A 12,890-nucleotide genomic window follows, 5' to 3' on the forward strand; every position below is an offset into this window, starting at 1 on the left:
TCCGCCGATGGTCGTCGGAGGATGCGGGTACCCGGAGACCGGCCCCTAGACACTACACAACAAGGAGCTTCTGTGAAGAAATCTGTCGTTGCGATCATACTCGCATGCAGCGGTTGGGCCGCGAGCGCGGCTGATGTCAATGTCGTCGTTGGAAATACGGGCATCCAAGCGCCTGGTGTCAGCATCACCTTTGGCAGCCGAGATAACAGGGGCTACTACTGGGATGGCGGGGAGTATCGCGATCCGGATTACTGGCGCAAGCACAATGGGCCCAAAGGCGAGAAGTACTACACCGGTCGCGGCAAGGGGAATGGCGGTTGCCCACCGGGGCAGGCCAAGAAGGCGAAATGCTAAGTTTTTTGAAGGCTGGAGGGACCCTGCTCCTCAGGTGAGCCGCCGCTCAAGACGCCGTGGAGCGGCGGCAATGAAACGTGTAACTGCCGTTCGACTCGTTATTCTGAGAGACTGCTAGTGGGCCGATCTTTGCCATCGGCCTGTCTTGTGACCATTTAGTCTACGCCTGACCTCGCTCAAGGGAGATGCAACGGCTACCGGCGATTCCTGGCTGGCGTGGATCCCCGTTAATCGCACACCAGACGGCGGTTCGCGACTGCGGATTCAATCGGTCGCGGTTGAGTTGGAGACCAGGCACCGCGGATTTGCTCCCCACGAGTCACCTCGGAGGTATCATGCGCCGGCCATGGTTTCCGCCGTTACATCCCACCCTGCATCGATGCCACCGGGGAGCATCTGCCCACGGTCTTCACCGACTTCAGCATCTATCAACCGATTCAATTTTTCGTTCATAGCGAGAAGAAGGTCGCGGTGGCTGCTGTCTGCCGCCAGATTGTGCATCTCAAACGGGTCGGTCTGGAGATCGTAAAGCTCTACATCATTGAACCGGTAGAGTTCTTCGAGTGTCGTCGGCCGGTTGTGCTGCTTGGGCGAGAAGTACCGTGCGAAAGTGTAGCGTCCGTCGTAGATCGAACGTACCGCACCTCGCTTCATCAGGTCGGGCCGGATGCCGGCGTTCTTGAGCTGGTCTGGCTTACCGCCTTTCTGCAGATAGTCAACCGCCTTGAAAAGAAAGTCGCCATCGATATAGGCGAGCATGTTGTAGCAGAATAGCGCGCCATTGCGGATGGCTTCAGAACCTGCCTTGTCGGGTGCGTCGAGTAGCCCCGAGAAATCCTTCCCTGCAAGCCCTTTGACTATCGCATTGCGCTTGTCGGCGCCAATGCCGGTCATCGCCACCAGCGTCGGCGCGATGTCCAGGTGCGACGTTACTGCGCGGCATTGCTTGCCACCTTGAAAGGCGGGGTGCGCGATGATCAGCGGGACGTTGTTCTGCTCCCGATACGAGACGGCACCCTTGGCGTGGAGTTGGTGGGCACCATCCATGTCACCATGATCGGACGTCAGAATCACGATAGTCTTGTCGGTGAGGCCTCCAGCATCGAGTTCGGCCAGAATGGCTGCAATATTGCGATCGACATCGCGCATGCAGTTCAGGTAGTAGTTGTGCCGCCGACGCCAACGGGCGTCCTCGTTTGCAATCGTTCCGACCAGAGCATCATGCGAGCGAAGGAAATCGCGATGCGCTGGCGGGCGCCCCGGCGCATCGAGCGCTTGCTTCCTGCTTGCTGGAAGCGTGAAGTCCCACTGCCTGGCATACAGCGGATCAACCGGGTCACGGGCGACATGCGCGAGTCCGCGCCGCTCCTGGACCTCCGTTCCGGGAGCGTCGGTGTCGTAGAACATCACGTCATGCGGGTTGACCAGGTTGACCGCGAGGAACCATGGCTTCCCCTGTGCCGCAAGCTCGCGGCCTTTTCCACGCAGCCAGCTCACGCCCATTGCGGTGATCACCCCGTCGTGCAGGTAACCGCCTCTCGTGTGGGCAATGATGTCGCCAATGCCGATGTAATCGGAAAAGCCGTAGGCTTCCATTTCGGCGGTAAAAATCTTGGTCGGCGTGCCCAGTTTGTTGATCGTCTCGAATTCCTTGGTGAGATGCCACTTGCCCTTGTATGCGGTGTAGTAGCCTGCCTCGCGAAGCATGTCACCGAGCGTACGAGTCTCGGTCGACATGCTGCTGATCCATGGGAAGTTCGTGTTATCGAACATCCGCGTCTGCTGAATGTGTTGCCCCGTGTAAATCACGGAACGTGATGGCGTACACACGCACGAGTTGATCTGATGGTTGGCGAACGTTGTACCGCTCTTCACCAGTCGCTCGTGTGCAGGCAAACGATAGTCCGCTGGAAGCTCTCCAGGTCGAAAATGTCGCTCTTGATCGACCAGGATGAGGAGAATGTTAAACAGGCCTGCCGGGCCGTTACCCCTTGCGGGTGCTGGCTTGCCGGTATCGGGCGCTGCGGCTTGCGTGCTTTCGCCTGCACCCGCGCTCAACGCCACGACGCCAAGTCCTGCAGTACGCAGGAACCCCCGGCGAGTCAGCGTGGACCCCGATTCCTTGTCATTTGCCATCTCCGCCTCCTCATCCTTGGCGCCCGCCGCATGCCGGACTTCTGGATCGCTGCATGCTATCGGGCAGGTGGGACTACGGCAGCCTATCAATATCGCTCGTAGCCGACAAGCCGGCCTGCGTCGGCGGCTGCAGCTTGAACGTTGCCCATCGCACATAAGGCATTTGAGGCCGCGGGACCGTCCGGCTAGTACAGCCGGGCGAGGCAAGCATCGTCCTGCAAAGGCTTAGGCTGAATCCGCACCGCCTTTCCGCCGATCCTATCCTTGGGCGTTTCGTCGTGAAACGAATCGCCCGCAATGGCGCGCACCAGGTCCAGTGTATTGATCAGCCGCCGGCGCTGGCGTTGAGTGTCACTTTCGCGAACGGCGCGCGAGATGAAGACCGCAGATCGAATCAACGTCAGTTCATGACTGCATAGCAGCCGCTCACCGATCGAAGGGCAATGACTGCGGCTGGCCGATGTCTGCCCTTGGCCCGCCCTGGCCAGCGCGCTCGTAGGTGCAAACCTGCAGCCCGTTAGCGGGCTGTTGTCATGGTGATGTCACAGGCGTCAAGAGTGCAGGAATTTTTTCTTATCTGCCCTGTAAAAATTATTTACTTCACTTAAATAATCAACGTTTATATTCTCGACTAGGCCGCATACATTCGCGGTGAGTCGCAGGGGTAAGTGGTCTACGTCGGCTACAGCGAATCGAACATCACCGAGCCTAGCCGCACACGCGTGACCGGCGGCGACTCGCATGGCTGAATCACACGATTCGACGTCCGCCTACATTGCACCTTCCTGCGCTCAGAGTCCCGCAAGCGGCAGTCATATCTCACGCTGAACTGGTGGCATACCAGTGTGACCAGCAGCATATCGTTTAACAATCTGCCATTGGGCAGCATGCATCCGCTACGCGGTCAAGTTCAGCCTCAATGCTGACCTGGGCAAGCGTTGGATGGGCTGGGCCAACGTGACAGGGGCCTGAGGCGCACAAAGGTCTTATCAGTATGCGGTGCGGGTGGGCGTCAAGCACGCGTGGTAGGGCAAGTCCGAGGGGGGAGACTGAAGATGAAAATCGTCGCGGGTATTTTTGGTGGTCTGATCTTGGCGCTATTGGTGTATTTCGTCGTCGGAATCGCGTCGATCTCGCCCAATACGGCGCCGACGGCCCATCTTCTTTCGTTTTTTGTGCCCTGGTTGATCGGCTTGGTCATTGCGATCAAGGCACCGTCCGCACCTAAAGCCTGGCGCCGGCTCCTGCTTTCATCGGCCATCGCCGCCTTTTGTTTGCCGCTTGCAGGTCTTGTCTTTACGGGATCGCACGTCGCCGCCATGGGGGACCAATCGGGCGCAGCGACGGCTGGAGCGGTAATCGGCGGAACATTCATCAGCGGCATGCTCGGCTTCGCAGGGTTTTTCCTGGGAATAGTGTTCCTGATAATCGGACTCCTAGTAGGCCGAGACAAGCAAGTGGTGTACGTGCAGGCGCCACAAGTGGAAGTGCCGCGGCGAGATCGATAGGAGACAGGCCCTGCAGTTGAGCGGCTGATGGATCTTCGGCAGCCGCTGATTGCGTGGCCCCCAGACGCCGGCATCGATCAGGATTCGGTGAGCGGTCTGCCCCAAGTCTACGCAAGCCGGCCCTTACGAGTCCCAAAAGCAATTGCTGGACCCGTTGATTCCCAGGGGAGCGAGTTTTCTTGCCGGCGTCGATCTATGGAATTGGTTTCTGGCAAGTACCAGTCCTGCTGCTGATGTATTCCAACGCCGCACGGTGCTTCGGGATTTCGGGGAAGGTGTCGAAAAGGAGGCGCACCAGCGCCTCCTTGCTGGCCGCTACCGCCTGGAACCGGTCGGCAAAGTGGTCGGCCAGTTCTACCAACGCATGCTGTTCCGCAAAGCGTTTGGCGATCGCCACGGCCGGCGCGTCAGGCAGGACATGACACAGGAAGGTCCAGTGCAGACAGAGCGCGAGGCGCCGCTCGCCTGCCGGCACACCGGGTAGGCCCAGACAGACCTCCTGCATCACCGCCTCCCAATGTTGGCGGCGATCGGGATGACAGCGCAGTTCCTCAGGCACGATCAGGACGTGTTCGACGGCATTATCCAGCGCGGCCAGCGCCTCCGCAAAACCTGGGTCCCAGGGTACGCTCTCGGCTAACGCCAGCTTCGGCACGCCGTCAACATGAAACCGGCGCGCATGCAGCACTTCATGCCGAACCGCTCCATCGGGAAAGTAGCCATTGGTCGGGGCAAAGAGTTGAATGCGGTGGGCCTGGATGTCGACCGCAAGCTTGCCCTGACCCGTCGTGCCGCCGGCATTCTGTTTCGGGTCGAGCACGACGTGGATGGCCACCCCCGCGCCTGCCTCCACGTCAAGGACGAGTTGCTGGACGGGCTGACTGAGGCGGGCAAGATACGCGGATTGCATAGGCAGACAATGTGCGATATGGGTCAGGCACACCCTGAAGACTACCCGAAACCGATCCTCGGCGAATGTCCGTGCCTGGCCGGACGCGCCCGTTAGGCTGGCTCCGTCCCGCGCCCGCTACATCTGCGTGATGCTCGATGCCGGCTGGCGGGTACGCGGAGGCATCGGCGCAGGTTCGGCCACCAGCGATTCCGCCGGGTAGAGACGCAGACAGGTGCGGGCGCTCTCTGGATCTTTGCAGCCCAGCCAGTCGTCCCCGTGGGACTGGGGCAGCAGCACCACGCCACGTTTCTCGTCCCGGGCTTATGGAACCGCTGCATCAAGGGGGTGTTGCTCGGCGTTGAGCGTCGGCATCGTGAAGGAAACCGCGCCATCTGGCCACGTGCCATACCCCGGCGATGGCAAACGCTTCGTCGCCCGGCAGGGCATGGCGCCCGGTCTGTTGGCCGTTGTGATATTCCCGGCCTTATCTCGATAGCGCTGCGTGTGAATAGGCGGCAGAAACACTAGGAGGCGCTTGATGGGCTGTCTTGATCTGGTGAGCCTTTGGTCCATATGCAACTCATCTTTCTTAAAATATCGACCGATGTTGCGGCAAGGCCTCCGTCGCTAGATGATTTGATTTCACGGCGAACGGATGAATCTGCAGGCATCGCCAGTCAGCGGACCCATCTGTCGTCGATGAGCGCGTGAGCGACGCTCGCGACTGGCAAACCGCACGCGTTCTCCATGCGCCCTTTGTACCTCTGATGGGTGATGCCTTGGCGTGGCAAAACATGCTATAAGCTGCAAATCAAAAAAACGGCACGTAAGTGTTGCGTACTGTGAAAAGCATCGAAATCGAGGTGCCCGCGGAGGATGTCGGAAGAGATACTGTTGCCCGATTCGATATGCAATTCCAAGCGGCTGCCTATGCCGCGCTGCAGATCCTGGAAGGTAACGGCGTAGATTGCGTGTATTGCGACTACCACGACGACTTCGTGGTGCGTAGAACCATCGATGGAATCGCGACCTATCATTTCTTTCAGGTCAAGACCAAGAAGAAATTGAACCATCAATGGGGTCTCAACGAGATCTTCTCGGTCAAGAAACGGGGTCAAAAGAACGACCCAGACAGTCTTAAGCGCATCCGAGGCAGCTTCGCGGGCAAGCTTTTGTGGCATGCGATCGTGTTTGACGAGGCTTGCAGCGAGGCCACCCTGCTTTCCAACGTGCATTTCGATGACGATGTGATCACGGCCGTCGATGAAATGCGCTGCGGGCTTCCCGCTTGCACGGCATCGAAATTTCTGTCTGAACATTTCTCGATGATCTTCACACTCGCTGTTGACGAGAGCGAGAAGGTGGCTACTTTCATGCGCAAACTTTCGTTGCGGCCGGCGGTGAGCTACATCGGGGACGAGCGAGAGGCGTTCGCCGGCGCAGCGCGTGCGGCGATCCACAAGTACAGCGAAATCGACCTCGATTATTACGAGACCAACAGAATTGCAGATGGCCTGGTGGATCTCGTGTTCCGAAGATCACGCACGCCATTGCATGACGTTGCGCCAGAGACCATCGCCAGTCGCGTAGGCGTGACACTCGACGATTTGCTGGAAATTCTCAGCATATCCAGAGGCGCCTATGAAACGCTGCGCACGGGGGGTGAAGACAAGGCGCTCAAGCACGCATCAGTCATTCAGCGGTGGCTTAAGCAAGCTGGCGCACGCGATGACATGATCGAGTTCGCTTCCCAGCAGAAGGTAGACTGGGACATTTGGCTACGCAGCGCACGTCACACGTACTCCCCAATGGACCTTGCGGTGCTGCTCGATCTGATCGATAAGGTCCATGCGCGATGGGCGCAGAGCGGGGAGGGCTTCTCGTACCTCAATACGCTGCTTGAATCGCTTGCGAAGGAAGAATCGGTGCAGTCTTTCCATGGATTGGACCGAGAGTTGCTATTTGGAGCGGTAAGCGCGGTTGTCGTGAGGAAGGCTTCCAGATGAACTACGATGATTTTTTCCGAGAGGCGGCACAACTCAGCCCGTCTGCCTTGGGGCTGTCTCGCACTGCAGACTATCGATCGTCGCTCGATAACGAGGCACTGTTTCAACTGCCCCTTCTGGCCATGGTGATCCTGACCCTGTCCAAAGGTAGCAGCAAACCAGCGCTGTCAGAGTTGGGGCAACTTGTGGGCGAATGTCTCGAACGCACCGTGTCCGGTTTCAAGGGTTCTTCGCAAGACATTGGCTGGTCAGCAAACCTGCGAATTCGGACAGTCAAAGCACTCACGTTTCTCGAGCGCGCGAACCTGGTGATAGTGGATGCGCAGCAGGTCGCGATCACGCCCAAGGGACGGCCATTCATCGTCAAGGTGCTAGAGCAGGACACCATGCTTGCCGATGCCTTGCTGATTGTGGAGCGCAGCTACAACAATATTCGAGCAGAGCGTCTCGTCCGCGCGGAGGTGTAATGAAACTCGTCGCTTTGAAGCTTGTGGCCCGCAGCGCGAACGGATGGGAAAGCCCGACGCTGACGTTTGGTCACCGCACGACGTCCTTGTATGCGCCAAACGGCAGCGGCAAGACACCGGTCGTCCAGGCCATCGCCTTTTGCCTTGGCTTCGATGTCAGGTTTCAGCACGACATCCGCGAGATGTGCAAGGCTGCGGTGCTGACGATCGAGCATGGCGACCAGACCTATGAGCTGCAGCGGGAGTTCGGTGACTTTTACGTGAAAGTGCGCAGCGGCGTGAAAGAGCGCGAGTTCTTCAATGAAGGGGATCTTTCTGTCGCGCTTTTCCAGGAATTCCGCCTTTCGAGTCCGGTGTTGGTTGGAACGAATCGTCAAGCGACACGTCCCTATGTGTCGACGGTGCTGCCCATTTTCTATGTACGACAAGTGGGCGGCTATGACGATCCATACAAGCCGCCTGCAAGCTTCATTTCCGATCAGTTCGTCGAAATGGTGCGATTCGTCTTTGGACTCGGTCCGAAGCGCTCGTACACTGCGCAACGCGATTTGCTTGCAGCGCGCGATGAGCTGGAGGCGATGCAACGCAAGATCGTGTTCCAGCAGAAAGTTGTGGCGGATCTGTCCGCCAGCGGAGATGACACGCCGCTGATGCGCAAGCAGTTGGCGCAGCGTGCCGCAACGCTCAGCGAGCAACTTGACTCCATGCGCGAATCCGTCGATGTTGCCGGCGCTGCCAACGATGCGTTGCAGGAGTTGCTACATGCGAAGGAGGAACGTATCCGTGGTCTGCGCCGCGAACAAGCGAGCCTGCAGGCACGGATGTATGGGATCGACTCGATACGGGCGGAGATCGAAGGGGAGATCCGAACGCTGTCGCTGAATGCGGAATCCCAGCGGCTGTTCGAATCGTTCTTTGATATCTGCGGTCGCAAGGACTGTGGGTTGTTCGAATCCAGTGCGGTATCGTATGCCAAGAACCTGATGTACCTTAAGGATCAGATCAAGGATCTGGAAGCAAACGCTGGTCGGGCAGGAATGCAGTTGGAGCTACTGCAGGCGCGCCTGATCGACGAAGGGCAAGAGCGGGATATCCTTGCTGGCAAGATTCAGCGACGTGAGGACCAAGGGCCCACTGCGGACCTCGTGGCTGCCGTGCAGTCGCTGACTCGGGAGCTTCTCGAGACCGAGCAGCGGCGCGCTGCCTTGGAGAAGCTGGATGAGGCGAAGGGGGTCTATATTCGTCTCGACGAAGAACGCTTCCGAGTCCAGGATCGCATTGCCACGCTATCGAGTCGCGGTCGTTCGGATATGGAGTTCAATCAGCTTCGTCGCACCATCCAGGACCTCACCGTGAAGTGGATGAAGGCGATTGGCACGCCCAATGTTTCGGGCCCGGTGGAGATTGATCTGGACTTCAAGTTTCGATTTGGCGGGCAGTCCGTTGACGTTTTCAGCGGCAGTACGCGTAGCCGGCTCATTCTCGCCATACATGCCGCGCTGTTTGAGCACTATCTTCAGGTCCCGGACCGGCCATTCCGCTTCCTTATCCTCGACACGCCTAAGCAGCACGAACTCGCTAGTGCTGATCTGGCGCGATATTTGGGGGAACTGCAGTCGATCTGTGACGAGCATCAGGGACAAATCGTCATCTCGTCCACAGAGTACCGTCATACTCTCGGTAGTCCCGACAAGGAGTGGCGTCCGACCTATGTTGGTCCCGAGCAGGCCATGTATTTGGGTGCACCGGTGCGTGACGGAGCATCATGAGGTCGTCCTCGGGCGGGCAAATCCAGCGGCATCCTGCGTGGGGATCGGCCTATCTCAGGATGGTCGATTCCCCCACTCGGGGTATTCATCGTCGAGTGGCCTGCCGCTACACTGCACGAGGTCGCGCGTTTCCGGGAATTCTGGCCATCTCGCGCGAGGAACTTCGACATAGAGAGCGGTGGCGTGTACCTGGCTAATCTGAGCATTCGCAATTTCCGTAACTTCTCAGCGATCGATATCCCGCTTGCCGGGAACATCGTGCTGTTAGGTGAGAACCGGGTTGGCAAGAGTAACTTGCTGTTTGCCATACGTCTTGTACTCGATCCCACATTGCCGGACGCCGCGCGGCAGTTGAAACTCTCGGACTTTTGGGACGGCTGTGATTGGGCAGAAAGTCCGCAAATTGAAGTCCATGTCGACTTTGCGGACTTTGAGAGCGACGTCGCATTGGTGGCACTGCTTACCGACTTCCGTACTGCCAGCGACCCCTCTGTGGCGCGGCTGAGCTTCGTCTTTCGCAAGCGCGCAGATGTTGCGGGGGCGCCCCAATCTGGCGAGGATTTTGAATTCATTGTCTACGGCGGCGGTGATGAAACGCGTTCCATACCAAGTCGCGTGCGACGTCGCATCGCGCTCGACATGCTCGACGCACTGCGCGATGCCGAAGGGCAGCTTGCCTCATGGCGCAGCTCGCCACTGAGGCCATTGCTGGAGGACGCGATTGCGTCGGTGCCCCGCGTCGAGCTTCAGAACGTTGCGGCAGATCTCGAGGCGGCGACAACGAAGCTGGAAGCACTGCCGCCCGTCAAGGCTCTGGAGGAGATGCTGCGGAGCGGGCTCCTCGACCTGGCCGGTAGCTCGCAGGATATCGACGCGCGTCTGCGGTTTGCCGCGGCGGATCCCTTGCGGCTATTTCGATCGATCGCGATGTTTATCGACAACGGCAAGCGGGGCATTGGCGAGGCCAGCCTGGGATCGGCCAACATCGCGCTGATCACGCTTAAGCTCGCTGAGTTCGCCTGGCGGCGCCAGAAGAACGAGCGCAATTTTTCGTTGCTGTGCATCGAGGAACCCGAGGCGCACCTTCATCCGCAATTGCAACGGGCTGTCTTTGACAAGCTGTTTCACAATGGGGAGCCGGCTCAGGCCCTTCTGGTGACTAGTCATTCACCGACGCTGGCGGCCGTCGCGCCGTTACACTCGATCGTCGTTGTCAGGTCGACTAACGGTGCATCGCAGGCGTACTCGCTTGCCAAGTTGCCGGTATCGCCGGAGGAACTCGAGGATATCGAGCGCTACCTGATCGCGACACGATCGGAGATGCTCTTCGCGCGCGGCGTCATTTTCGTGGAAGGCGATGCGGAGGAGGCGCTGCTGCCTGGCTTCGCTGAGGCGCTCGGGCGGGACCTGGACCAGCTCGGCGTGACGGTCTGCAACGTGGCGGGCGTCAATTTCGTCCCGTATGTGAAGCTGGCTGCCAGTCTTGGTCTGCCCTATGCAGTCGTGACGGACTGGGATCCGCTCGACGGCACGAAGCCGCCGCTTGGCAAGGCACGCGCGCTTGGTATTCAAGATGCTTACTGCGAGGTGCGAGGCATGGCTGGTTTTTCTCCGGTTCAGCGGGCCGATTGGGAAGCGAAAGACTTTGCGCCCTTTGCTGCCGGCGCGGCGGAGGGAGGCATCTTCCTCAATGATGAGACCTTCGAAGTGTCGCTCAGCAGCACCCCGGGCCTCCTCCCGGCGATGCTCGACATTCTCGATGCACAGGGCTTCGGTCCGCGGCGCAAGGCACGGCTGGCGGCCTGGCGTGCAGGTGGGCCGATTGATTCAACCCAGTTGCTGAGCATGGTCGCCGACATCGGGAAGGGACGGATGGCGGCGAAGCTGGCCAAGCGTGCGCCAGGGCTGAAGCCGCCCCCCTACATTGCCTCGGCGATTGAGTTTGTGGCGTCCCGTGTCTAGCCACACCTTGCTTGCGCGCGCGCTGGCGGATCTGCGGCGCAATCCCGAACAGTATGCAGCGGCGCACGAACGTGGCAACTGTGTCGTGCTGGCCGGCCCCGGCAGTGGGAAAACCAAGACGCTCACAGCCGCCATGGCACGTGCGTTGCTGGAGGACGTGACCGAGCCGCGCGGCGTGGCCTGCATCACCTACAATAATGAGTGCGCGCTCGAACTGGAAAGCCGGCTGGCCGGGCTGGGCATCGCCGGAAGCGACCGGTGCTTTATCGGTACCGTTCACAGCTTTGCGCTCACGCAGGTGATTGCGCCCTACGCCCGGTGCATGCCAGGGTTGCTACCGGTGGGATTTCGGGTGGCGAACCGGGCAGAGGTGCGTGCGGCCATCGAGCGAGCGTACGCAGCCGTCTTCGCTGACGCGGGCGATCCGCATAACCGTTGGCGCTTTGCGGAAGCGAAGCGTCGCCGCGATGTCGATCGCAATGCGCCGGTCTGGGACGCGGTAAATCCTGAGCTTGCCCGGTTCATCGAGGCCTACGAAGCCGAACTCCGCCTGCAAGGGTTGATCGACTTCGACGATATGCCGCTGATCGCCTTTCGTATGATTAAGGCGCATGCGTGGATTCGGGATGCCTTGCGGGCGCGCTTTCCGGTACTGTTTGTCGACGAGTATCAGGATCTCGGTCACGCACTGCACGAGTTGGTGCTGATGCTCTGCTTCGATGGCGGCATCCGGCTGTTCGCGGTCGGGGATGTGGATCAATCCATTTATAGCTTTACCGGCGCGAATCCTGAGCTCCTGCAACAGCTTACGGCACGCGACCACGTCCGTACCATCCGTCTGCGATTCAACTATCGGTCGGGGGCGAAGATCATTCGCGCGTCGCTCGGCGCGCTCGGCGAGGACCGGGACTATCGCGGGGCGGACGGTGCGCCGGAAGGGACGCTGACGTTCTATCCGGTGAATGGCGGCCATGACACGCAGGCCAGATATATTGCAACGACGGTGTTGTCACAACTAAGGGAGCGCGGCTTCACGCCAGACAAGATCGCGATCCTTTATCGCGCGGCCTGGCTGGGTGACAAGATCGCGCAGGCGCTTGACGAGCGTGATATTCCCTATGTGCGCACGGACGCGAATGCGCTGGTGAAACGAAACTCCCGCCTTGCACGCTTTATCGAAGCTTGCGCGGGCTGGGTCAGCGGTGGGTGGCGGGATGCGACGCCGCCCTATGAACGGTTGTTTGACGAGGCGCTGAGCCTGGTGTTCGGGCCGCGCGCGACAGAAGCTGAGGCGTTGGGGCTGTCTGCACAACTCATGGCGTACTTGCGTAAGGGGATCGAGGCGGGGGAATCCACCCACGCGTGGCTCATGCGCTTTACGCAAGAACTTGTCGTTCCGTGGCGCGCTGTTGCGCGCAATCCCTACCAGGAATGGGAAGTCTGTGCTGACATGGTGCAGCGGACGAATCCGGCAACGGGAAGCGATATGCCGCTATCCATCTTTGCCGGACGTATCGAGGGGACGGGCCGCGCCACACTAAGCACGTTTCATAGTGCCAAGGGGCGGGAATTCGACGCGGTCGTCATGTTCGGCGTCAATGACGGTGATCTTCCGGGTCGGCGGGACATGGAAAATCCCAGGGCGCTTCGCGAAGCCAGACGGCTCTTCTATGTGGGTGTGACGCGGCCTCGCAAAGAGTTGTGTCTGGTCTATCGGGACGGACATCACTCTGCCTGGGTGGCGGAGCTCTACGCGCGTAGTCAGAAGATGTGAGCCTTTTCGGGTGCCCGTCGAA

Annotated in this window: 9 protein-coding genes; 7 read left to right on the forward strand and 2 right to left on the reverse strand. The window is 59.6% G+C overall.

Annotated features, from left to right (window positions below):
• Positions 1-72: 72 nt before the first annotated feature.
• Positions 73-354, forward strand: coding sequence for a DUF2502 domain-containing protein (locus ACOABP_RS14720; RefSeq protein ID WP_474225794.1), 282 nt, complete (start codon positions 73-75; stop codon positions 352-354).
• A gap of 333 nt (positions 355-687) precedes the next feature.
• Here the strand turns inward: ACOABP_RS14720 and ACOABP_RS14725 are convergent, their stop codons facing one another.
• A complete protein-coding gene (locus ACOABP_RS14725; protein WP_474225796.1) occupies positions 688-2,490 on the reverse strand; it encodes a sulfatase family protein in 1,803 nt (600 codons plus the stop codon).
• Positions 2,491-3,545: 1,055 nt separating this feature from the next.
• Here ACOABP_RS14725 and ACOABP_RS14730 point away from each other — a divergent pair.
• Complete coding sequence (locus ACOABP_RS14730) at positions 3,546-3,998, forward strand: hypothetical protein (protein ID WP_474225798.1); 453 nt, start codon at positions 3,546-3,548, stop codon at positions 3,996-3,998.
• A 193-nt stretch (positions 3,999-4,191) separates the two neighbouring features.
• Here the strand turns inward: ACOABP_RS14730 and ACOABP_RS14735 are convergent, their stop codons facing one another.
• Positions 4,192-4,908 (reverse strand): hypothetical protein, encoded by a 717-nt coding sequence (locus tag ACOABP_RS14735; RefSeq protein ID WP_474225800.1) that lies wholly within the window; start codon positions 4,906-4,908, stop codon positions 4,192-4,194.
• An 824-nt stretch (positions 4,909-5,732) separates the two neighbouring features.
• Between ACOABP_RS14735 and ACOABP_RS14740 the strand changes: the two genes are divergently transcribed.
• From ACOABP_RS14740 to ACOABP_RS14760, 5 genes are all read left to right on the forward strand, one after another.
• Positions 5,733-6,896, forward strand: a complete 1,164-nt coding sequence (locus ACOABP_RS14740; RefSeq protein WP_474225802.1) for a dsDNA nuclease domain-containing protein — start codon at positions 5,733-5,735, stop codon at positions 6,894-6,896.
• Entirely contained in the window at positions 6,893-7,363 is a 471-nt protein-coding gene (locus tag ACOABP_RS14745; protein ID WP_474225804.1) for a hypothetical protein, read from the forward strand. The genes ACOABP_RS14740 and ACOABP_RS14745 overlap by 4 nt, the downstream gene beginning before the upstream one ends.
• On the forward strand, positions 7,363-9,132 hold the full coding sequence (locus ACOABP_RS14750; protein WP_474225806.1) for a hypothetical protein: 1,770 nt from the start codon (positions 7,363-7,365) through the stop codon (positions 9,130-9,132). Before ACOABP_RS14745 ends, ACOABP_RS14750 begins: the two co-directional genes overlap by 1 nt.
• A gap of 183 nt (positions 9,133-9,315) precedes the next feature.
• Entirely contained in the window at positions 9,316-11,094 is a 1,779-nt protein-coding gene (locus tag ACOABP_RS14755; protein ID WP_474225808.1) for an ATP-dependent nuclease, read from the forward strand.
• A complete protein-coding gene (locus tag ACOABP_RS14760) occupies positions 11,087-12,868 on the forward strand; it encodes an ATP-dependent helicase (RefSeq protein ID WP_474225810.1) in 1,782 nt (593 codons plus the stop codon). The genes ACOABP_RS14755 and ACOABP_RS14760 overlap by 8 nt, the downstream gene beginning before the upstream one ends.
• Positions 12,869-12,890: the final 22 nt, after the last annotated feature.

The organism is Cupriavidus sp. HE11 (genome assembly GCF_056097175.1).

What these genes read in the sequence shown, in the direction of transcription:
- ACOABP_RS14735 (WP_474225800.1), bottom strand. Translation starts at nt 4,908, where the DNA reads ATGCAATCCGCGTATCTTGCCCGCCTCAGTCAGCCCGTCCAGCAACTC.
- ACOABP_RS14725 (WP_474225796.1), bottom strand. Translation starts at nt 2,490, where the DNA reads ATGGCAAATGACAAGGAATCGGGGTCCACGCTGACTCGCCGGGGGTTC.
- ACOABP_RS14750 (WP_474225806.1), top strand. Translation starts at nt 7,363, where the DNA reads ATGAAACTCGTCGCTTTGAAGCTTGTGGCCCGCAGCGCGAACGGATGG.
- ACOABP_RS14730 (WP_474225798.1), top strand. Translation starts at nt 3,546, where the DNA reads ATGAAAATCGTCGCGGGTATTTTTGGTGGTCTGATCTTGGCGCTATTG.
- ACOABP_RS14745 (WP_474225804.1), top strand. Translation starts at nt 6,893, where the DNA reads ATGAACTACGATGATTTTTTCCGAGAGGCGGCACAACTCAGCCCGTCT.